Raw genomic sequence first — 21,494 nt, forward strand, 5'->3', positions numbered from 1 at the left:
GCACGCAGTAAATTCAGGGCGTTGGGTTTGATTTGGTAGGCCAGAGCAAGGAAAATAATTTAGAGGAAGAGCTTTACCTAATAGTTGCAAGTTGACTCTTTCGTATGTTCACTGCACTTAAAAAACCGTATAGCTTTTGCTATACAGAATCCATATGATATGCTTGTAAAGCAATCGCTATACAAGGAGCGCACTCATGAAATCAGATGTTCAGCTCAACCTTAGAGCTAAAGAATCTCAAAGAGCACTTATTGATGCTGCAGCAGAGATTCTCCATAAATCACGCACGGACTTCATCCTGGAAATGGCATGTCAGGCTGCGGAGAATGTGATCCTCGATCGTCGCGTATTTAATTTTAACGATGAGCAGTATGCAGAGTTTATCGATATGCTCGATGCACCGGTTTCGGATGAGGCGGCTATTGATAAACTTCTGGCAAGGAAACCTCAGTGGGACGTGTAACAGCACCAGAACCATTATCCAGCTCCCATCAACTAGCAGAGTTCGTCAGTGGTGAGGCAGTACTTGATGACTGGCTTAAACAGAGGGGATTAAAAAACCAAGCTCTTGGTGCATCACGAACGTTCGTCGTTTGTAAAAGAGACACTAAACAGGTTGTCGGTTTTTACTCTCTGGCCACCGGCAGCGTTAACCACGTGGAAGCAATGGGAAGCCTCAGGCGCAATATGCCAGATCCAATTCCCGTAATCATACTTGCTCGCCTGGCAGTTGATGTTTCATACCGTGGCCAAGGGCTCGGGGCCGATTTACTGCATGATGCAGTTCTGCGCTGTTACCGTGTAGCTGAGAATATTGGAGTCCGTGCGATTATGGTTCATGCACTGACTGAAGAAGCCAAAAACTTTTATCTTCACCATGGCTTTAAGGCATCACAAACTCAGGAACGGACATTGTTTTTAAAGTTACCACAGTGAGGTTTGAGGAAGAAAGGGGCTTGTTCGATATTTAAGATATTGATTTATAATGATTTTACTATTGAATTTAACATAATCTTTGTTATGCGAACCGGCTTTGTAACTGCAATATTCTGATGTCACTTTTAACCCATTTAGTGATGTCACTTTTTCTGGCATAAAGGATCCAATCCTCAGGCCATGGAGACATCAGGATGCTTGTGACCATGTCAGATAAAGAACTCAGCCGGATCAACGTCATTCAGTCAGTTGTTGATAAACGCATGCGCCGTCGTGATGCTGCTCATCAGCTTGCTCTGACCGAACGTCAGACACAGCGGTTAATGAACCGTTTTCGTGAGTCTGGTGCCGCAGGTCTGGCAACCCTTCGGCGTGGACACCCCGGTAATCACAGGCTTCCTGAGTCACTGAAGCTGCGTGTACTTTCTTTACTTCACGATAACTACAGCGACTTTGGACCAACGCTTGCCGCAGGAAAATTGCGCGAACGCCATAACATCACGGTGTCTGTTGAAACGCTCAGAAAATGGATGACGGCTGAGGACTCTGGGTCCCATACTCACGTCGCAGGCCACGTGTTCATCAACCCAGATACCGGCGTGACTGCCTCGGAGAACTTGTTCAGATCGATGGTTCCCCGCATGACTGGTTTGAAGGACGTGCCCCCAAATGCTGCCTGCTCGTCTTTATTGATGACGCGACTGGTCGCCTGATGCACCTTCGCTTTGGTGAGACTGAATCAGCCTTTGATTACATGATGGCCACCCGCGAGTATCTCGAGCAACACGGCAAGCCCCTTGCGTTCTACAGCGACAAGCACGGCATTTTCAGGGTCAATAATGGTGGTTCAACCACAACCGGTGTTACCCAGTTTGGCCGCGTGCTTTCTGAACTGGGGATCGAACTGATTTGTGCCAACAGTCCGCAGGCTAAAGGCCGCGTAGAGCGAGCAAATCAGACACTTCAGGATCGGCTTACCAAGGATATGTGTCTCGAGGGAATCAGCAGTATTGAAGCAGCCAACGCCTGGCTGGATACCTTCATTGCCGACTTCAATCGTCGCTTCGCAAGACCAGCAAAATACCCCAAAGATCTGCACCGAACCGTGGCTGAAAGCAACGAAGAGCTGGATGATATCTTTGCCTGGCAGGAACTGCGTCAGCTGTCTAAAACGCTGACATTCCGCTATGACAAAATGATATATCTGGTTGAACCTAGTGAAGAAAATACTCGCATCGCTGGCGAAAAAATAACAGTCTTCGACTATCCGGACGGCACGCTGGCATTCAAATACGGTTACCGTTCACTCAAATATCAGGTGTTCGACAAACTGGAATGTGTCGACCAGGGGCAAATCGTTGATAACAAGCGTCTTGGGGCTGTTCTGAAACTCGCTCAGGACAAGATGGACGAACTGGAGCGGGACGGGAAACGGGACCGTAGCAAGAAGATGCCTAAAAGGCGGGCACAGGCCCGGGTGCAGGAACAAGTAAGAGCTATCAATCCGGTGCTGGCAAACCCAGCGGAATTCAGGGCCAGCCTGAAACGTTAGTCCCCTGCTCTTTTTTGGCTTATGTAGCGAATTTAACCACCGCTATGTGATGAAGTGCAAACTTCTGAAAAGACGCCGGTTGGTTTTATGACTGGTAACCCTCATTACAATCTTGGTATCACTACCACAGCATGCAAGTTTAAATCTGTTTTCACTCAGGAGATTTTTATGGGCATTAAAACTGGTCCAAAACCAATCGCTAAATCAACTGGAAAAGAAGATAAACGTCAGCGTGTAACGCCGGAGAATAAACCAAAGCATCCCGGCCTGAAGGAACACGACCATAAAAAAGGCGAATAACAGCTTACTGATATAGCCTCTCAATCACAGGCATGGACGTCATTCCTGCCTGCTTTCCTCTGCAAAAACTATCTTCCCTTTCGTTCTGCAAGCTATTTTAGGTGACATTTGAAACTGGCTAAATGAGGTGACATTTTAATCTTGCAATAACAGGCTTTGTTAGAACCATTTAGTAATGTCACTTTTGGGGCTGCGGATGTTTTCCTGGACTGTTATGTTGTGATCCCAAGATGCTGCCGGTACTTCACAGGACTCATTGCACCTAATGATAGCTTGATACGTTTCTCGTTATACCAGCGTATGTACCTGTCCAGGAAGCAGATAAATTTTTCCAGCGTGATACCCGCCCAGTCTCTGCCATAGAACATTTCGTTTTTGATACGCCCGAAGAAGCCTTCACACGCAGCATTATCCGACGAGCATCCTTTGCGCGACATGGACCTTATAAGTCCGGAGGTGTTGATACGCTCGAGCCAGCCCGGCCACCGGTAATGGCCACCACGATCGCTGTGTATCACCGGTTTATCATGTTCGTTGAGCGTATTTTTCCGGTGCCGGACCGATTTCGCCACAGTAAGAGTTATATCGTCGTCGCCTGGTGCGCTTAACAACGAGCTGCTCTTCTGCCATCAGTCTGCGGACAACCTTTTCAGAAATAACCCTGTTGTTACTGCGAAGCATCGCGTGAAGGCGCCGGTAGCCGTAACAGCGGTAATTCTCCTCAAAGATATCGGCCATGATCACGCGTATTTCCGCATACTTATCGTACAGACGTTTGCTGGCTTTGTGGTAAAAATAACAGCTGCGGGCAAGTTGCAGAACGCTTAGCAACTCAGCAACGGGGTACTTTTTCTTAAGGGCATCAACTATCAGGGTTTTCTCCCTGTTTTTCAGTTTCAGAAAGCTGATGCCCAGATCTTTTTTTATCAGTTCATTCGCCTTTGTCAGTATGTCACGTTCGAGCTGCAGCTGATGAACCTGCTTCCTGAGACGCTGGATTTCACCGAGTAAAGTATCCTGATTTTTATCCTGAGGGGCTGCCTTTCGTTTGCGCATGGATTGATAAGCCTCGTCACTGATAAGGTCTTTCTTCCATTTGTACAGGACCGGGACGCTGACGCCTATGCTTTGTGCAACTTTACGCGCGGTTCCACGTCGGTTACAGAGCTCCCGGACGGCCTGAGACCTCTCTTCCGGGCTGAAGCATTTGCTTGTGCCTGAGCGAATGACCAGGGGACGCGCATTTGGGTAAAACTCTTCAATCCAGCGCTTTAGAATTTCGTTACTGGGGTAGCCGATGGCTCGGCGAGTGTACGACAGGCAACCACCGTGAGTAAGATAATGCTCAACAGCAGCAATTTTCTGTGTCCGTGAATAGCGTTCTCTTGGCTTTAATTCCCTGGGTAAATCGCCCTTCTCTTCATAAATCCGAACCCAACGGCCCAGCTGTTTTGTGGAAGGATATCCCAGCTCCATGACGACAACGGAGGCATTCTTTCCGTACCGGTAATAGAGTTCGACGGCCCGGATCCGGTCCTCGTATGAATGCATAAATTAACTCCTGAAGGTCCAGGAATTTGTCCACATGAAGTGGTCAACAAAAACTGGCCACCGCGTTAGAGTTTTTCCAGTATCGGTTTTCTGATTCGTTTGGCGGTAACCCACCATTATATTCGTGCGGTCTTAGTGCGCTGTAATATCCAACGATATAGTCCGTTATTGCGTGAGCTGCATCGCTGAAGCTTACATAGCCCGTCGCCGGCACCCATTCGTTCTTCAGACTCCTGAAGAAGCGCTCCATTGGGCTGTTATCCCAGCAGTTTCCACGCCAACTCATACTCTGCCTGATCCGGTATCGCCACAGTAACTGCCGGAACTGCCTGCTCGTATAATGGCTGCCTTGATCGCTGTGGAACATCACCCCGACGGGCTTACCACGGGTTTCCCATACCATTTCCAGTGCTTTCATGGTGAGCCTGCTGTCCGGCGAGAACGACATGGCCCAGCCCACTGGTTTTCTTGCGAACAGGTCGAGAACAACGGCGAGGTACGCCCAGCGCTTACCCGTCCAGATATAGGTCACATCACCGCACCACACCTGATTTGGTTCCGTTACGGCGAACTGTCGCTCAAGATGATTCGGGATAGCAACGTGCTCATGACCGCCACGCTTATACCGGTGAGTCGGCTGCTGGCAACTGACCAGCCCCACCTCTTTCATGAGTCTGCCAGCAAGCCAGCGCCCCATCTGGTAGCCTCTCTGGGTTGCCATTGTGGCGATGCTTCTTGCTCCGGCAGAGCCGTGGCTGATGCCATGCAGTTCAAGTACCTGACTGCGTAATACAGCCCGTCTGCCGTCTGGCTTTTCAGGACGGTTTTTCCAGTATTTGTAGCTGCTGCGATGAACCCCGAACACATGGCAGAGAGTGGCCACAGGATAACGCGCCCTGAGTTTCCCGATTATCGAGAACTGTTCAGGGAGTCTGACATCAAGAGCGCGGTAGCCTTTTTTAATATTTCATTTTCCATTTCAATACGTTGTAGCTTTTTCCTGAGCTCACGGATTTCAATTTGTTCCGGGGTAATGGGGGAGGCTTTTGGTGTTTTGCCCTGCCGTTCATCACGTAATTGTTTCACCCATCGCGTCATTGTGGAAAGGCCGACATCCATAGCGCTGGCTGCATCTGCCACGGTGTAGTTCTGGTCAACGACCAGTTGAGCGGATTCGCGTTTAAACTCTGCGCTGAAATTTCTTTTTTTCATTATGACACCTGTGTTGTTCTGAGGTGAGCATATCACCTCTGTTCAGGTGGCCAAATTCAGTAAACCACTTCAGGACGCCCCGGGTGATGCAAGTACTAGTTCGATGTGGTTTGCGACCATATATCCGGCGTCGTTAGTAGGTTCAATGACCTGCGCCATGATGTTATCCGAGCCCTGTTTCCTAATCACTACACCGGTATTTGATTACCCAGGTCAACTTCAGGCTGTTACAGGGACGGCAACCGTGTCAGCACATCCTTGAGATAGGCATACGGATCGTGCCCATTATTACGGGCCGACTGGATCAAACTCATGATCGCAGCAGCGCGCTTGAGTATGCGAACCCACGCCGAGCATTTGAGAAGGCAACGGGATGAACGCTGGCTGGATAGCCGTGGTTTTCTGGGTAGGCAGCCGAATCCATTTGTGGTCGAGGTTGGCATTGAGGCTGTAGCCCAAGGCGATGTTTGCGATGGAGGCACCGGGTTCAGAACACTCCTGAATGACCTGAGCCTTGAAAGATTTGCTGTAGGTACGGCGCTGAGGGCGCATGGAAAATCCGCTTGATGGGCCATGGCCTTCGGCGGCGGTGTCGGGAAGGTGTGTTGGCCGGACGGATACTGTTGAACTACGTTGTCTGGGGTAACGGAAGTGTTTCGGCCCGACTCTGGAACGCGATCCGCAGCGACGACTGGGCAATTCCGCACGTTGGCCTGAGCAGCCTCGGGGAAATCGTCGTCTGGGCGCGCCCAGACGAGTTTCCGCCAAGGAACATGCAGACGAGCAAGGGGCTGCGGGCACTCGGCTACAACGTGAGGATCGGTGTTTGATCGAGGCGCCTGTGGCACACGCAGGCTGAGGAGCCAGGCGCTGTCCATTGCCTGATCAGGCCGCCCCCCTGTGCCTTGCCTGAGCAGTTGACCTGCATCAATGGGGCGGGAGAACGCTGCACATTGACTCTTGAAGTTATTCATAGTGGGTCTAATATTACAAAGTATTGCAAGGATTTCCTTGGCCGGAACCGCAAAGCGACGCGATTGGAGAGGGTGAGATGAAAGCGCACCTACAGGTGATTTTCACGCTCGATGAATTGGCTGCGTACTTGAAAGTCGGCAAGCGGACGCTTTATCGGCTCGCCGCACACGGGGAAATTCCGGCTTTCAAGGTGGGCGGGACGTGGCGGCTTCGTCAAAGTGAAATCGATCAGTGCATCAATGATCAGACCCGAGCCGGAGCAAAGAAGGAGGTGATGCGCAAGCGTGAACAGCAGAAGTCATCCGAGCAGCCCGTGTCGCCTGGGCGCACTGCCCGTCGCAGCAGGCAAAGGGCTTGAGTAACTCGTTTTCCAATTTTTCTGGAGGTATGACATGGACATCGATTTCAAGAAGTTGGCTCCCTGGAACTGGTTCAAGAACGAGCAGCAAGAGCAGCAGACCGCCTCTTCCCTGCCGGTGCAGCGCAATGACCTGCCAGCGGCGAGCGGGCCAGTCAGCCCGATCCTGCAACTGCATCGGGAAATCGACCGGCTGTTCGATGACGCATTCCGGGGCTTCGGTTTTCCGGCGTTGAACATGCCGCAGTGGCCATCCGATTGGTCGGGCATGCTGAAGCCGGCCCTGGACATCCAGGAAACCGACAAGCAGTACAAGATTACCCTGGAAGTGCCCGGTGTCGAGGAGAAGGACATCCAGATAACTCTCGACAACGACGTGCTGATGGTGCGTGGCGAGAAGCGCCAGGAACAGGAGAAGAAGGAAGGTGGCTTCCACCGTGTGGAGCGCTCCTACGGCAGCTTTCAGCGTGCCTTGAACCTGCCTGACGACGCCAACCAGGATTCGATCAAGGCATCGTTCAAGAACGGGGTGCTCACGGTCACGATCGACAAGCGCGAGGTCAGCGCGCCGAAGCAGGGACGCTCGATCCCGATCAACGGCTGACGTCGCCGGCTCGTTCGTCACAAGAAAAACCCGGCACGAGACGAGGAGTCGCGGCTCGCGATGCCTCGTCGCCTCAACCTTGTCAACCTTCTCAGGAGCATCAGCATGGCCAGAAAACAATGCCAGGTCTGCGGCCAACCCGCCACCGTGCGGGTGGAAGCCAATCTCAACGGTCGTAACAGCACCATGCTGTTGTGCGACGACCATTACCGGCAATTAGTGCGCCAGCAAAAGCGCACCGTTTCGCCGCTGGAAGCCTTGTTCGGCTCGCGCAGCGGCCTGTTCGAGGACTTCCTCGGCAGTGACTTCTTCCGCATCGGCGAAGACGCGACGCCAGTTGCCGCCGATACCGATGACGTGGTCGATGCCTCGTTTGGCGAGCCCGCCACCGCAGGTTCGGGTGCGCCGCGCCGTCGCGGCAGTGGGTTGGCCAGCCGCATCAGCGAACAGTCGGAAGCCTTGCTGCAGGAGGCCGCCAAACACGCTGCCGAATTTGGCCGCTCCGAGGTGGATACCGAACATCTGCTGCTGGCGCTGGCCGACAGCGACGTGGTCAAGACCATCCTGGGTCAGTTCAAGATCAAGGTCGATGACCTCAAGCGGCAGATCGAGTCTGAGGCCAAGCGCGGGGACAAGCCCTTCGAGGGCGAGATCGGCGTGTCGCCGCGCGTGAAGGATGCGCTCAGCCGCGCCTTCGTGGCCTCCAATGAACTCGGCCATTCTTATGTCGGTCCAGAGCATTTCCTGATCGGTCTGGCCGAGGAAGGCGAAGGGCTGGCCGCCAACCTGCTGCGCCGCTACGGCCTGACGCCGCAGGCGCTGCGCCAACAGGTCAGCAAGGTGGTCGGCAAGGGCGCCGAGGATGGCCGCGCTGAGACGCCGACCAACACGCCAGAACTCGACAAGTACTCGCGCGACCTGACCAAGATGGCGCGCGACGGCAAGCTCGACCCGGTGATCGGCCGCGCGCAGGAGATCGAAACCACCATCGAGGTGCTGGCCCGGCGCAAGAAGAACAACCCGGTGCTGATCGGCGAGCCGGGTGTGGGCAAGACCGCCATCGTCGAAGGGCTGGCGCAGCGCATGGTGGCGGGTGAAGTGCCCGAGACCTTGCGCGACAAGCGCCTGGTGGAACTCAACATCAACGCCATGGTGGCCGGCGCCAAATATCGCGGCGAGTTCGAGGAGCGCGTGCAGAAGGTGCTGAAGGAGGTGACCGAGCACCAGGGCGAGCTGATTTTGTTCATCGACGAGGTGCACACCATCGTCGGTGCCGGCCAGGGCGGTGGCGAAGGCGGGCTGGACGTGGCCAACGTGTTCAAACCGATGATGGCGCGCGGTGAACTCAACCTGATCGGCGCCACGACGCTGAACGAGTACCAGAAATACATCGAGAAGGATGCCGCACTGGAGCGGCGCTTCCAGCCGGTGACGGTGCCCGAGCCGACGGTGGCCCAGGCCATCATGATTCTGCGCGGCCTGCGCGACACCTTCGAGGCGCACCACAAGGTCAGCATCTCCGAGGACGCGATCATCGCGGCGGCCGAGTTGTCCGACCGCTACATCACGGCGCGCTTCCTGCCGGACAAGGCGATCGACCTGCTCGACCAGGCGGCCGCGCGCGTGAAGCTGTCGGCCACGGCCCGGCCGGTGGCCGTGCAGGAGCTGGAGTCCGAACTGCACCAGCTACGGCGTGAACAGGATTACGTGGCCGCGCGCAAGCAGTACGACCAGGCCGCCGAGCTCGGCAAGCGCATCGAAGCCAAGGAGGCCGAGCTCAAGAAGCTCGTCGAGGACTGGGAGCGGGAGCGGGCCTCCGGCAGTGCCGAGGTCAAGGCGGAACACGTGGCGCAGGTTGTCTCGCGCCTGACCGGCATCCCGGTCAACGAGTTGACGGTGGAAGAGCGCGAAAAGCTGCTGCACTTGGAACAACGGCTGCACGAGCGCCTGGTGGGACAAGACGAGGCGGTCCGTGCCGTGGCCGATGCCGTGCGGCTATCCCGCGCCGGCCTGCGCGAAGGCAGTAAACCGGTGGCTACCTTCCTGTTTCTGGGCCCGACCGGGGTGGGCAAGACCGAGCTCGCCAAGGCATTGGCCGAATCGATCTACGGCGATGAGCACGCCCTGTTGCGCATCGACATGTCGGAATATGGCGAACGCCATACCGTGGCGCGGCTGGTGGGCGCGCCTCCGGGCTATGTCGGTTACGACGAAGGCGGTCAGCTCACCGAGAAGGTGCGGCGCAAGCCCTACAGCGTGCTGCTGCTCGACGAGATCGAGAAGGCACACCCTGACGTCTACAACATCCTGCTGCAAGTGTTCGACGACGGTCGCCTCACCGACGGCAAGGGCCGGGTGGTGGATTTCACCAACACTATCATCATCGCCACGTCCAACCTGGGTTCGGACATCATCCAGCGACGGCTGAAGGCGCGTGAGGCGGCTGGCGAGGAGTACGAAAAGACCAAGGCCGAGGTCATGGACGTGCTGCGCGGCCACTTCCGGCCCGAGTTCCTCAACCGCATCGACGAGATCATCGTCTTCCATGCGCTGGGCAAGGAGGAGATCCGCCACATCGTCGGCCTGCAGCTCGATCGCGTGGCGCGCAGCGCCGCCAGCCAGGGCGTGACGCTCACTTTCGATCAGACGCTGATCGACCATTTCGCGGAAGAAGGCTACAAGCCCGAGTTCGGTGCGCGTGAACTCAAGCGCCTGATCCGCAGCGAGCTGGAAACTGCGCTGGCGCGCGAGATGCTCGGTGGCGGCATCGGCAAGGGCGATCACGCCAGCGCACGCTGGGACGACAAGGCCGAACGCGTGGTGTTCGAACGCAAAGAGCCACCGCAGACCCCGGCCGAGCCGGAGCAGCCGGATGTCGCGAAGGCGACCGAGACGCCGCACGGCGACGCTGGCAAAGACTCGAGCAAGAAGAAGTCGGCGAGCGACGCATCTTGATGGCGGGCGAGGCTGCCGTGTCCGACTCCATCAGCCTGGCATGGGCAGCCTCCCTGGCATCGATCGCGGTGGCGGTCGTGGCCGCGGGTCACGCGGTCGTCTACAAGCGTGATCCGCGGTCGGCCACGCCGTGGGGGCTGCTCATCAGCGGCGGCACTGCCCTCCCGCTCGCTGGCCATCCGTTTGCGTGACGGTGCGGCCCGTCTGTTCACCTGATCCTCTGGCAACTCGACTTTCGAGGAACACGGTCCATGGAAAAAAAGAATCAATGGAATACCGGCTACTGGATCGTTGCCCTCCTGCTGTTGCTGAGTTTGCAGAGCTACTGGCAGACGGCGAAAACCGTCGAGCCGGTGCCCTACAGCGAGTTCGAGAAGGCGCTGGACGAGGGGCGCGTGGCCGAAGTGCTGGTGTCGGATCGTACGGTGACCGGGCGCCTGAAGTCGCCGGACAGCCGGGGCAAGACGACGATCGTGGCAACGAGGGTCGAACCCGATCTTGCCGATCGCCTGTCGAAGTACGACGTACCCTATGCCCGCGTGTTGGAGAGCACCTGGCTGAGCGATGTGCTGTCGTGGATCCTGCCAGCGGTATCCTTCTTTGGCGTCTGGTTCTTCCTGTTCCGCCGCTTCGCCGAGAAGCAGGGCATGGGCGGGTTTCTCAACATCGGTAAGAGCCGCGCCAAGGTGTTCGTGGAAAAGAACACCGGTGTGACGTTCGCCGATGTGGCGGGGGGGGGATGAGGCCAAGGCGGAGCTGGTCGCGATCGTCGATTTCCTGAAGAATCCGCAGGACTATGGCCGTCTCGGGGCGCGCATTCCCAAGGGCGTGTTGCTGGTCGGCCCACCGGGCACCGGCAAGACATTGCTGGCCAAGGCTGTTGCCGGGTGGCCGAATCGACCCAGGCGCGCATCGATCAGGCTATCCGCGACATCGTGATGGGCGTGTTCGAGCGCGCCTACCGGATACTCGACATCAACCGCGCGGTGCTGGAGCGCTGTGCGCGCGAGCTGCTGGCGCGGGAAACGCTCGACGAAAGCGATATCCGTCAATTGACTCAAGGACTTGTTCGGAACTGAAAACAGTAGTAGGTGCCATTCAGAGTAAACCGACGGCTCTGTTCAGTGCGTCATCCAATTCGTCGGCATTGTTCAAGGAGAACAGATATGTCTGCATTGACTCCGTGGGACCCCTTCCGGGAACTGGATGAATTGCAAAACCGCCTGGCGACGATGTTCGGACGAATACCCCAGCGACAGGGCGCCCGTACCGGCAACGAAGCCATGACCACGGCGGACTGGGCTCCAATGGCGGACATCAGCGAGGATGAGAACGCATTCCTCCTCAAGCTGGATCTGCCGGAGGTCCCCAAGGATGCCGTGCGCGTCAGCGCGGAAAACGGTGTGCTCACCATCAGCGGCGAGCGCAAACTGGAAAAAGAGGAGCAGGGCAAGAAGTTCCACCGCATCGAACGTGCCTATGGCCGCTTTGTGCGCAGCTTTGTCTTGCCTGACAACGTTGATCCGACCAAGGTGACGGCTTCCATGAAAGACGGCGTGCTGGAAGTGCGGCTTGTCAAGGCCGAGCAAGCCAAACCGAAACAGATTGAAATCTCAGTCAACTAACTTCAATCAAGAGCCCAAGATCATGAATATCAAACAGCCACAATACACCTTCTCCGCACTTGCCCTGGCGGTCGTCGTCGGACTGAGCGGACCGGCTCTGGCCCAATCGGCGGCAGGTTCTAGCCCAGGTGCTGCAGCACCCTCTGCCGCATCCAAGGCGGCACAGCCACAGGTAGATGACAAGGCCGCCCGGGAAGCCGATAAAAAGCGTGCCGAGCTCACTCAAGACGCCATCACGGCGCTCACCAAGACCCAGGAGGCTTTGACCCTCCTTGATGCAAACAAGACCAAGGAGGCGCTTGCTGCGCTGGAACTGGCCAGCGGAAAGCTGGAACTGGTATTGGCACGCGACGCCAAACTTGCTTTGGCGCCGGTCGATGTACGCGTCATCACCCGCGATATCCACGCCAACGTGGAATCGGTAAAGAAAGCGGTCAAGTTGTCTCGGGAGTTGTTGGGTGATGGCGAGGTGCAAAAGGCCCGGCCCATCGTTGCCAATCTGGCCAGCGAAATCGTAATCCAAACCGACAACCTTCCGATGGCAACGTACCCGGCAGCGATCAAGTCGGCCGCACGGCTCATCGACAGCGGCAAGATCGACAACGCCAAAGCGGAACTCGCCCGAGCACTGAACACGCTGGTGGTGACCTCGGTCGCCTTTCCTCTGCCCGTGCTACGGGCCGAAGCCGCGATGGCAAAAGCTGAAAAGCTGGCCGAGACCGACAGGCGCGATGCCAAGCAGAACGAGGAGCTCAGCACCTTGCTGTCGTCCGTGCGCACGGAGATCGAGATGGCGCAGATCCTGGGTTATGGCAAGAAGGCGGACTTCAAACCCATCTTCGATCAGGTGAAGTCCATTGAGCAAAAGTCGGCTGGTGGCAAAAGCGGCAAGGGATGGTTCGACGAGTTGAAGACGCGCATCCAAAAGCTGTTTTGAGGTGATGAAGGGGCTGACTGCTCTGTCGGTCAGTCTCGCGATGTTCGCATTCAGCCCCAATAGATTCGCCTATTTTCACTATCTCATACGAGGCATATCACCATGAATGAGCAAACACCGAATCCCAATGCGACGAACGAAGGAAAAAACGAACAGGCCGCGGTAAGCAGCCTTCCTGTCAGTCCAGAGTCCAAGCCTGAAGTCGTCACGGAGGTACAGCCTGAGGTTCAGAAAGAAACGGACTCGCAGGCGGCAGACAAACGTAAACAAGTCCTCGATGAGGCAGTCTCGGCCTTGTCGCTGACCAAATCAGCGCTGGCCGCACTTGACGGCAAGGACACTGCACGCGCATTGGCAACGCTGGCCGAAGTGACGGGAAAGCTGGAGCTGATCGTCGCGCGCGAACCCACGCTAGCCCTGGCCGGCGTTGATGTGCGCACCATCGTGCACGACTTGTTCGCCAACACGGAAACCATTGAGGCGATGACCGACGAGGCGCTGGATGCCCTCAAACATGGCGAGGTGCAACAGGCTCGCCACGTGCTGGCTTTGCTGGCCAGTGAAATCGTGATCACGGTCACCAACATCCCTTTGGCGTCCTATCCCGCAGCCGTGAAGGCAGTCGTGCCGCTGATCGATCAGGGCAAGATCGAAGAAGCCAAAGCCGCGCTGCAGTCAGCGCTCAGCACGCTGGTCGAGGAGCGCAGCGTGCTTCCGCTGCCCGTCCTGCGTGCGAAGCTGCTCCTGAAGCGCGCCGAGCCCCTGGTAGAAGATGGTCAGCGCAGCGAAGCATCCAATGAGCGCCTGGAGACATTGTTGAACGAAGCCCGGCAGCAGTTGGAAATGGCAGAACTGCTGGGCTATGGAAAAAGGAAGGACTTTGAGCCCCTGTACGCTGAACTCAAGAAAATCAAGGAAAAGACGGGAGGGGGAGGCTGCGGAAAAGGCTGGCTCGATGAAGTCAAGGCAAAACTGTCCAGGTTGTTCTGAAACCGCTGGAGAGGGGGCGCATAGCGCCCCCTCTCTTGTCCCATGAGTGTTTGATTTTTTATTTTGTATAGATCTTTAGGAGATATTGCATGAACACAGACACCATCGCCAATTCCAATGCGGATGACCCCACCAAAGCACAGTGTTCGCTGAGCCAAAATTGGTGGCTTTTTGTGCTGCGCGGTGTCTTGGCATTGATTTTTGCAGCCCTCGCGTTCTGGATGCCACAATCGGCTCTGTTGGCCATGACCATCATGTTCGGCGCATTTTCCTTGGTCAATGGCGCGTTCAACTTGTTTGCAGCGGTGCGCCATATCCAGAAAAAAGAGCGCTGGGGCTGGCTGCTGTTCAGCGGCATTGTCGGCATACTTACGGGCGTCGTCGTCCTGGTTGCTCCTTGGGCCGCCACGATAGTCTTGGCTTCTTTTTTATGGGCTAGCGTGGGCTTCTGGGCGATTTTCACCGGTGTGCTGGAGATATCCGCCGCCGTTCGGCTGCGTCGGGAAATCAAGGGTGAAATCTGGCTTGCCCTCAGTGGACTGCTCTCGATTATCCTTGGTGCTATCGTCTTGTGGATATTTTTTACCCGTCCGGTCGAGTCATTCGTGGCCGCAGGCTGGCTGTTGGGTTTCCATGCGGCAGTCTATGGCGTCACGCTTTTGTTCTTGAGTTGGAGTCTTCGCAAAACGCGCCTGGGGTAAGAGCGTGCCAAACCAAAATCTATGGATATGAGCATCCTCGATTCATGCCTCCATAGAAATGACATCGAAGGAGTCATACATGCAGATACAATATAGCTATCGAGCTATCGACAAAGAGTTTCATGAACCTTGGCAGAGAGCTTTGGGAAATGTGATCGAGCACGCCCTCAAGCCATTGCTCGACAAACACACTAAAGATTCAGCGCGACTTCAAATCGTCCTTGATCGCGACAAGATCAAGCGGCAATTTCTGGCCAGTGGCTATATGCACCTGCCCGGCAAAAAGATTGTCAGCGTTACTGCATCACATGACGAGCTGACGCCCCTCGCGCAGATGCTCGCACAGTCGTTGTTCCGTCAGGCCAAGAAGCATTTTGACCGACTGCATGCTCAGGATCAAATCAAGCGCAAAGCACGACGCGAGCGCTTGCGCGAGCTCAAGGTGCGGATTGCCGCAAAACCCGCATCAGCCGCCCATGAGGCCGAGGTGACCCGAATGCCTCTACTGTCGAAACTTGAGGCTGTCGCAAGGCGTGAGCTGGCTTATCTGCGGGCCGTCGGCGATTTACCGCGCGATTATCCGACGCTGCGCGACGTGGTGGATGAAGCGATTGTCCGAGCTAAGGTGGAATGGCAATCCGTGCCGGGGGAAAAAGAGGCTTACACCGGTCTTTTGAAGCATCTGTTCGCCGTCCTGGATAACGAAGTGGCAAGCAGCCGGCAATTTGGCGAATTCGTTTCTCTGGACGCGCCGGTCGAACCGGATGCCCAAGACGTGGCCGAGGCCATGGTGGAAGAGGAAATCTTCGAATTTTATCAGCACGATGACACACTCAAGCTGGCCGATATTTTCGCTGGCAGTCAGCATCCCGATGTCGCAACGATCGCGGAACAGGAGGAGCTGATTGATCGGTCGAGCGAGTTCGCTTTTGCATTTGACCTGCTGAAGGACATGCCGCGTTTGTGGCGGCGCATTTTTCTGCTTATCCGTGTGGACGGGCTGAATGCCAGCAGCGTCTCTGAAATCCTGCTGATTCCTAGTAAGGAAGATGCTGTCCGAAGGTGGCTCATGCAGGCCGAAGCATTCATCGCTGCTCATCTGGAAGAGGCCGGAGTAAGCAAAAACGGGAACGATTGGCTCCAAGGCGTTGATTGGTCGGCATTGTCTGTGACCCGAAGCGAGGCAGCCTCACTGTGGTCCAAGGAGGCGAACCATGAAGAATGAGCTTCACCTCGTCTGCCCGCATTGCCAGTCCATCAACCGCGTACCGACTGCGAAGCTATCGGAACATCCCAACTGTGGCCGCTGCCAGCAGCCCTTGTTCACGGGCGAGCCCATCGAGTTGACCACGGCGACGTTCTCGCGCCACGTGGAGCGCAGCGATCTGCCGCTGCTGGTCGATTTCTGGGCGCCATGGTGCGGGCCGTGCAAGATGATGGCGCCACAGTTCCAGCAAGCGGCACACCAGCTCGAACCGAGGATCCGGCTGGCGAAGGTGAATACCGAGGCTGAGCCCCACCTGGCCGCGCAGTTCGGTATCCGCAGCATCCCGACGCTCGCCCTGTTCCAGGGTGGGCGGGAGATCGCCCGTCAGGCCGGCGTGATGGGCGCGCAGGACATCGTGCGCTGGACGTCGACGCAAGTGGGACGCTGACCGATGCAGGGCTTGCTCGGCACTACGCTAATCCTGCTGGCGGCTTGCAGCCTGGCGGCGATGGCGACGGCGGCGTTCAGAGTGCCCGCCTTGCTGGGGTATCTCTCTGTCGGCGTTGTACTGGGCCCCTCAGTCATCGGCGTGATCGCGCCGGGGGAGACGCTGAGCTTTCTGTCCGAGCTGGGCGTGGCGCTGCTGTTGTTCATGGTCGGACTGGAATTCTCCCTCGGAGACTTCTGGCTCGCCCGCAGGACGGTGCTGATGGCGGGCGCTCTGCAGATGATCGCCGTGGCCCCGCCGCTGATCCTGCTATTGATGTGGCTGGGGCAGCCCGGCCAGAGCGCCGCGCTGCTCGGCACTGCGGCGGCCATGTCGTCCACGGCGCTGGTCAGCCGACAACTGGCCGACCAAGGCGAGCTCACCACCCGCCACGGACGCAGTGCCATCGCCGTGCTGGTCTTTCAGGACCTGGCCAGCGTGCCCCTGCTGGCCTTGCTGGCGATCTGGGCGCGCGGCGAGTCGCCGAAGATCGAGCATGTGCTGCTCGAAGTATTCGGTGTGCTGCTGCTGTTCGCGGCAGCGGCCCTCGTCTCGCGCCGTCTGTTGCATGGCCTGCTGGGCTGGGTGGCGCGGCGGGGCCACGAGGAATCGTTCGTGCTCGTCTCCTTGTGCGTGGTGGTGGCTGCCGCCGCTGCTGCGCACGCGGTCGGCGTATCCGCCGCCCTGGGGGCCTTCCTCGCCGGGATGGTGCTGGGCGAGAGCGACTTCCGGCACCACATGGAAAGCCACCTCAGGCCGTTTCGCGATGTGTTGTCGGGCGTGTTCTTCGTGACCATCGGCCTGCAACTGGACGCAGCACAGATTCTTTCGGCACCGCTGGCGGTGCTGGCGTGGCTGGTGGTGCTGGTACCGGTCAAGATCCTGCTCAATACGCTGGCCTTGCGGGCGACGCGCCTGTCCGCCCTCGATGCCTGGCGCACGGGCATAGCGTTGGGGCACGGCGGCGAGTTCGCCCTGCTGTTGTTGGGCACGGTCTTGCAGCAGCATCTGATCCCCGCGACCGTCGTCCAACCCATGCTGGTCGCGCTGGTGCTCAGCATGGCCCTGGCACCGCTACTGATCCGCCATCACGATGTACTTGCCCGGTTCTTGAGCCGCACCGGCGGCGTCATTCAGCCACCCCAGGCTGAAGAAGTCGAGATCGCCGCGCAGACGACGCGATATCGAGACCATGTCATCGTTTGCGGCGCGGGCGAGCTTGGCCTGACAGTCAGCGAGATTCTTCGCCACGCCGGCGTGGCGCATCTGCTGCTGGAGGCGGACGCGCAGAAGGTAGAGGCCGCGCGTGCCGCCGGCGCGCCGGTGTTCCATGGCGATGCCAGTCGGCCCGATACCTTGCTGGCTGCCGGCTTGACGCATGCGCACTTGGTGGTGCTAACGTTCGCCCATGCCCAGCAAGCGTTGCGCATCGCCCAGGCGATTGCCGAGCGCCGTCCGGCGCTAACCTTGTGGGTGTCATGCAGAAGTACGACCGCGGCCGATGCATTTCGCGCCATGCCTAACGTGCGCGTTTATCAGCAATCCTTTGCCGCAGCTATTGGGCTGGCGGAACAGGTGATGTCGACGCTTGGCATGTCGACCGAGTTGATTGAAGGACACATCAGTGCAATGCGCCGCCGTCTCGACAGCAGCCGTTTTCCAGGGAGTTCATAGTCATGAAATCAAAACGCCTTAACCCATTTCAGGTCTTGCGTGACCAATTGGCCATCATGAGTTTTTACGAGCGCTTCGAGCAGGTCGTCGCGCTCGTGCTGTCGGCGGTGATCGCCGTCATCATCATGGTGTCGCTGTTCCAGCTCATCTCCATCGTCTTCACGCTGCTGGTTCTCGATGCCTTCAATCCCCTGGACCACAAGGTATTCCAGAGCGTGTTCGGCATGATCATGACGCTCTTGATCGCGATGGAGTTCAAGCATTCCATCGTGCGCGTGGCGCTGCGTCGGGACAGCATCATCCAGGTTAAGACGGTGGTCCTGATCGCGGTGATCGCACTCTCCCGCAAGTTCGTGATCCTCGACTCCGACGCGAGCCCCGCAAAGATAGCCGCGCTGGCAGGCGCCACGCTGGCTCTGGGTGCGACCTACTGGCTGCTGCGCAAGCGCGGCGACCGCGCCGCCGAGACCTCTGAGCATGACCCGTCATCATCCGAGTGATCCGCGCACTGCGCTCTTGCAACACCGCTGGCTCAACCGCCTGCAGACCGGGCTGTTGGTCCTGACCCTGGTCGGGATCGCAGCCGCAGCAGGGAGACTGCCATTTGGGGAAGGCTGCCTGTGGCTCGCGCTGTTTGCCGTTGCAGGTGCGTTGCTGCTGGACCCGGTAGCCGCGTCGGCGCTGAGCTTGCGCCTGTACCGCGTACGGGCCTTGCACCCGCAACAAGCCCACGAGATGTGGGCCCTGTTGCGCGAGCTGCCCGCCACGCCGGTGCCGCACTATGTGCCCAGTGCCGTCGTCAACGCCTTCGCCACCGGATCGAAGCAGGAGGCATCGATCGCCCTCACCGATGGCCTGCTGCGCAGCCTGAGCCCACGCGAGCTGGCGGGTGTGCTCGCGCACGAGGTCGCGCACATCACTAATGAGGATCTGCGTATCATGGGGCTGGCGGATTCCGTCAGTCGCCTCACGTGCCTACTGGCCCTTATGGGACAGATCGCGATCCTGCTCAGCCTGCCCGCGCTGCTGGTTGGCGCGGCGGAGGTCTATTGGCCTGGTCTATTGTTATTGGCCGCATCGCCCCAACTGGCCCTGCTCGCACAGCTCGGCTTGTCTCGCGTGCGTGAGTTCGACGCTGACCGCCTTGCGGCGGAACTGACTGGCGACCCGCAGGGGCTGGCGTCCGCGCTGGCGAAAATCGAGCGGGTCAGCCGCTCCTGGCGTGCCTGGCTATGGCCGGGATGGGGCAATCCCGAGCCCTCCTGCTTGCGCACGCGTCCGGCAACGCAAGAGCGCATCGCACGCCTGCTGACGTTGGCGCCTGGGCCAGCATCAGCGTTGCCACTCCGCGCGCCCCATTTTTTGCCGGAATCCGCTTTGGCGACGCGCCCACCGCGCTGGCGCCCGAGCGGGCTGTGGCGCTGATTGCCCATCAACAGGAGACGTCTCATGGCCTATCTCGACCCGTACCAACGCCCCGCGCCGGACCGCTTCGTCCGGCGCTGGCTCTTCATCACCGCCTGTATTGCCGCGCTCATGCTGCTGTGGCAGTTTCTGTCTGCCATCGAGGCCTGGTTCAGTCCGCGCGAGGCAGCAGAACGCACCGTGATGGCGCGTGGCGATCTGGCGGCGGACGAGAAAACCACCATCGAACTGTTCGAAAAATCGCGCGCCTCGGTGGTCTACATCACCACCGCGCAATTAGTACGCGATGTCTGGACGCGCAACGTGTTCTCCGTGCCGCGCGGCACTGGCTCGGGCTTCATCTGGGACGACGCCGGCCACGTCGTCACCAACTTCCACGTCATCCAGGGCGCGTCCGAAGCCACCGTCAAACTGGCCGACGGCCGCGACTACCAGGCCGCGCTGGTGGGGACGAGCCCCGCGCACGACATCGCCGTGCTCAAGATCGGCGTCGGTTTCAAGCGCCCGCCGGCCGTGCCGGTCGGCACCAGTGCCGACCTCAAGGTGGGTCAGAAGGTGTTTGCTATCGGCAACCCCTTCGGCCTGGACTGGACGCTCACCACTGGTATCGTCTCCGCGCTCGACCGCTCGTTGCCGGGAGAAGCGGGCGGCCCGGCCATCGATCACCTGATCCAGACCGACGCCGCCATCAACCCCGGCAATTCCGGTGGCCCGCTGCTCGATTCGGCTGGGCGGCTGATCGGCATCAATACCGCCATCTACAGTCCGTCTGGCGCCTCGGCCGGAATAGGCTTTGCGGTGCCGGTCGATACCGTCATGCGCGTGGTGCCGCAACTCATAAAGACCGGCAAGTACATCCGTCCGGCGCTGGGCATCGAGGTGGATGAGCAGCTCAACACGCGTCTGCAGGCGCTGACCGGCAGTAAGGGCGTATTCGTATTGCGCGTGACGCCGGGCTCGGCGGCGCACAGGGCCGGGCTCGTCGGCGTCGAGGTCACCGCAGGCGGCATCGTGCCCGGCGATCGCGTTATCAGCATCGACGGTATCGCCGTTGACGACGTCACCACATTACAGGCCCGGCTAGACGACAAGAACGTTGGAGATGTTGTGGTCTTGTTAGTGGAGCGGGCCGGCAAGACTCGCGAGATGCTTGTGGAACTACGACCGGGAGTTTGATGGAAAGTGGGTCATGGATCTGCACAGCGAAGCAGCCAAGCGACTTCAGCCTTGCGCCGAACTACGAGCCCTAGCTAGGGATGGTCTGAAGTAGCCCTGTATTTCCGGCTGACTTCTGCCACTGCTGATTTTGAAAGCGGTGAACCGATCAAAAACGATCGGATCACCCGCTCATTTCGGTGCTTTCAGCCGTCGCGAGCACCTTGCGACGGCCATTTTCCGCATTACAGGCGCACCTCTCCTGCGCTTGCCAGCAAATGTCGGCGGGCCATCCATAGGTTCGACAGGGCAAACAGCGTCACCAGTTGTGCAGTGTTCTTCACCAGCCCTCGGAAACGTACCTTGGTGTAGCCGAACTGCCGCTTGATCACGCGAAACGGGGGCTCTACCTTCGCTCGCACTTGCGCCTTGGCCTTCTCGATCTTGCGCTTGGCTTTGTACAGGGCGCTGCGTTTATCGAGCATCTTGTAGGTGCTGCGGCGTGCTGCGACCTGCCAGATCACTTCTCGGTCGGCATGCTCGGAGCGCTTTTCGACGCCTGTGTAGCCGTCATCGGCGCAGACGACGTTCTCGTCGCCGTGCAGCAGTTTGTCGACCTGGGTGACATCCGCCACGGTGGCTTGTATCTAACAGTTTGTGGTGATTAGCTACCACCACTGAAGCAGAGTGAGCTGCCCCCTTCCCTTAAGGTCAGAAAAGTCGGCACCGCTGAACCTTGATTTGCAGCACATGGCCCTCCGCTTCACCTTTCACGCCAGCACATAAGGTTGAACGGTTACCGGGAGCTCGACTCCGTATGTACAAGGCGAACAGGCGTGACGGTTTATGT

21 protein-coding genes and 5 pseudogenes are annotated in these 21,494 nt (G+C 58.1%); 21 read left to right on the forward strand and 5 right to left on the reverse strand.

Features of this window, described 5'->3' with window-relative positions:
- Positions 1–196: 196 nt before the first annotated feature.
- From RHN82_RS23865 to RHN82_RS23880, 4 genes and pseudogenes are all read left to right on the forward strand, one after another.
- The gene (locus RHN82_RS23865; RefSeq protein ID WP_007869691.1) at positions 197–463 is read left to right on the forward strand and encodes a DUF1778 domain-containing protein; all 267 of its coding nucleotides are present in this window, start codon (positions 197–199) and stop codon (positions 461–463) included.
- Positions 451–936 carry a GNAT family N-acetyltransferase gene (locus RHN82_RS23870; protein ID WP_045358131.1) on the forward strand — a complete coding sequence of 162 codons (486 nt, stop codon included), beginning with the start codon at positions 451–453 and terminating at the stop codon, positions 934–936. The genes RHN82_RS23865 and RHN82_RS23870 overlap by 13 nt, the downstream gene beginning before the upstream one ends.
- 206 nt (positions 937–1,142) lie before the next feature.
- Positions 1,143–2,488, forward strand: a pseudogene (locus RHN82_RS23875) (ISNCY family transposase).
- A 168-nt stretch (positions 2,489–2,656) separates the two neighbouring features.
- A complete protein-coding gene (locus RHN82_RS23880; RefSeq protein ID WP_255409921.1) occupies positions 2,657–2,788 on the forward strand; it encodes a hypothetical protein in 132 nt (43 codons plus the stop codon).
- Positions 2,789–3,000: 212 nt separating this feature from the next.
- Here the strand turns inward: RHN82_RS23880 and RHN82_RS23885 are convergent.
- The 4 genes and pseudogenes from RHN82_RS23885 to RHN82_RS23900 form a co-directional block, all read right to left on the reverse strand.
- Positions 3,001–4,339: pseudogene (locus RHN82_RS23885) on the reverse strand (IS3 family transposase).
- A gap of 43 nt (positions 4,340–4,382) precedes the next feature.
- Positions 4,383–5,551, reverse strand: a protein-coding gene (locus tag RHN82_RS23890) for an IS3-like element ISEc52 family transposase (RefSeq protein ID WP_104999968.1) whose coding sequence is annotated in 2 segments (ribosomal slippage) — positions 4,383–5,302 and positions 5,302–5,551 — 1,170 coding nt in all. Because the reading frame shifts where the segments join, the coding sequence is not laid out codon by codon here.
- A gap of 227 nt (positions 5,552–5,778) precedes the next feature.
- A pseudogene (locus tag RHN82_RS23895) lies at positions 5,779–5,883 on the reverse strand (transposase domain-containing protein); the annotation flags it as partial.
- On the reverse strand, positions 5,840–6,103 hold the full coding sequence (locus tag RHN82_RS23900) for a transposase (RefSeq protein WP_004118209.1): 264 nt from the start codon (positions 6,101–6,103) through the stop codon (positions 5,840–5,842). The pseudogene RHN82_RS23895 and the gene RHN82_RS23900, both read right to left, overlap by 44 nt.
- A gap of 14 nt (positions 6,104–6,117) precedes the next feature.
- Between RHN82_RS23900 and RHN82_RS23905 the strand changes: the two genes are divergently transcribed.
- The 17 genes and pseudogenes from RHN82_RS23905 to RHN82_RS23985 all read left to right on the forward strand — a co-directional run bounded on the left by RHN82_RS23905 (position 6,118) and on the right by RHN82_RS23985 (position 20,665).
- A complete protein-coding gene (locus RHN82_RS23905; RefSeq protein ID WP_001295708.1) occupies positions 6,118–6,381 on the forward strand; it encodes a hypothetical protein in 264 nt (87 codons plus the stop codon).
- Between the two features lie 221 nt (positions 6,382–6,602).
- The gene (locus RHN82_RS23910) at positions 6,603–6,884 is read left to right on the forward strand and encodes a helix-turn-helix domain-containing protein (protein WP_000643630.1); all 282 of its coding nucleotides are present in this window, start codon (positions 6,603–6,605) and stop codon (positions 6,882–6,884) included.
- 34 nt (positions 6,885–6,918) lie between these two features.
- Positions 6,919–7,488 (forward strand): small heat shock protein sHSP20, encoded by a 570-nt coding sequence (gene hsp20, locus RHN82_RS23915; protein ID WP_000350436.1) that lies wholly within the window; start codon positions 6,919–6,921, stop codon positions 7,486–7,488.
- 105 nt (positions 7,489–7,593) lie between these two features.
- A complete protein-coding gene (gene clpK, locus RHN82_RS23920; RefSeq protein WP_004118798.1) occupies positions 7,594–10,443 on the forward strand; it encodes a heat shock survival AAA family ATPase ClpK in 2,850 nt (949 codons plus the stop codon).
- Positions 10,443–10,634 carry a hypothetical protein gene (locus RHN82_RS23925; protein WP_017146640.1) on the forward strand — a complete coding sequence of 64 codons (192 nt, stop codon included), beginning with the start codon at positions 10,443–10,445 and terminating at the stop codon, positions 10,632–10,634. Before clpK ends, RHN82_RS23925 begins: the two co-directional genes overlap by 1 nt.
- A 60-nt stretch (positions 10,635–10,694) precedes the next feature.
- Positions 10,695–11,331 (forward strand): annotated as a pseudogene (locus RHN82_RS23930) (ATP-dependent metallopeptidase FtsH/Yme1/Tma family protein); the annotation flags it as partial.
- Positions 11,331–11,522 (forward strand): hypothetical protein, encoded by a 192-nt coding sequence (locus tag RHN82_RS23935; RefSeq protein WP_004118789.1) that lies wholly within the window; start codon positions 11,331–11,333, stop codon positions 11,520–11,522. The pseudogene RHN82_RS23930 and the gene RHN82_RS23935, both read left to right, overlap by 1 nt.
- Positions 11,523–11,609: 87 nt before the next feature.
- Entirely contained in the window at positions 11,610–12,068 is a 459-nt protein-coding gene (gene hsp20-GI / locus RHN82_RS23940) for a small heat shock protein sHSP20-GI (protein WP_001275372.1), read from the forward strand.
- Positions 12,069–12,090: 22 nt separating this feature from the next.
- Positions 12,091–13,005, forward strand: coding sequence for a heat resistance protein YfdX1 (gene yfdX1, locus RHN82_RS23945; RefSeq protein ID WP_047052722.1), 915 nt, complete (start codon positions 12,091–12,093; stop codon positions 13,003–13,005).
- 102 nt (positions 13,006–13,107) lie between these two features.
- The gene (yfdX2, locus tag RHN82_RS23950) at positions 13,108–13,995 is read left to right on the forward strand and encodes a heat resistance protein YfdX2 (RefSeq protein WP_004118195.1); all 888 of its coding nucleotides are present in this window, start codon (positions 13,108–13,110) and stop codon (positions 13,993–13,995) included.
- A gap of 89 nt (positions 13,996–14,084) precedes the next feature.
- Entirely contained in the window at positions 14,085–14,696 is a 612-nt protein-coding gene (hdeD-GI, locus tag RHN82_RS23955) for a heat resistance membrane protein HdeD-GI (protein WP_040119788.1), read from the forward strand.
- 79 nt (positions 14,697–14,775) lie between these two features.
- Positions 14,776–15,921, forward strand: a complete 1,146-nt coding sequence (locus RHN82_RS23960) for a hypothetical protein (RefSeq protein ID WP_004118192.1) — start codon at positions 14,776–14,778, stop codon at positions 15,919–15,921.
- Positions 15,911–16,351 (forward strand): heat resistance system thioredoxin Trx-GI, encoded by a 441-nt coding sequence (gene trx-GI, locus RHN82_RS23965; RefSeq protein ID WP_029039045.1) that lies wholly within the window; start codon positions 15,911–15,913, stop codon positions 16,349–16,351. The genes RHN82_RS23960 and trx-GI overlap by 11 nt, the downstream gene beginning before the upstream one ends.
- A 3-nt stretch (positions 16,352–16,354) precedes the next feature.
- Positions 16,355–18,064, forward strand: a complete 1,710-nt coding sequence (gene kefB-GI, locus RHN82_RS23970; protein ID WP_023326110.1) for a heat resistance system K+/H+ antiporter KefB-GI — start codon at positions 16,355–16,357, stop codon at positions 18,062–18,064.
- A 2-nt stretch (positions 18,065–18,066) separates the two neighbouring features.
- Entirely contained in the window at positions 18,067–18,564 is a 498-nt protein-coding gene (gene psiE-GI, locus RHN82_RS23975; RefSeq protein WP_001514138.1) for a heat resistance protein PsiE-GI, read from the forward strand.
- On the forward strand, positions 18,542–19,489 hold the full coding sequence (locus RHN82_RS23980) for a zinc metalloprotease HtpX (protein ID WP_023332903.1): 948 nt from the start codon (positions 18,542–18,544) through the stop codon (positions 19,487–19,489). The genes psiE-GI and RHN82_RS23980 overlap by 23 nt, the downstream gene beginning before the upstream one ends.
- Before the next feature lie 24 nt (positions 19,490–19,513).
- Positions 19,514–20,665 (forward strand): S1C family serine protease, encoded by a 1,152-nt coding sequence (locus tag RHN82_RS23985; RefSeq protein ID WP_032629948.1) that lies wholly within the window; start codon positions 19,514–19,516, stop codon positions 20,663–20,665.
- A 224-nt stretch (positions 20,666–20,889) separates the two neighbouring features.
- On the opposite strand, the pseudogene RHN82_RS23990 reads toward RHN82_RS23985, so the two are convergent.
- Positions 20,890–21,285 (reverse strand): annotated as a pseudogene (locus tag RHN82_RS23990) (IS5/IS1182 family transposase); the annotation flags it as partial.
- Positions 21,286–21,494: the final 209 nt, after the last annotated feature.

Source organism: Enterobacter cloacae complex sp. EB5 (assembly GCF_031432835.1).
Lineage (GTDB): Bacteria > Pseudomonadota > Gammaproteobacteria > Enterobacterales > Enterobacteriaceae > Enterobacter > Enterobacter hormaechei_C.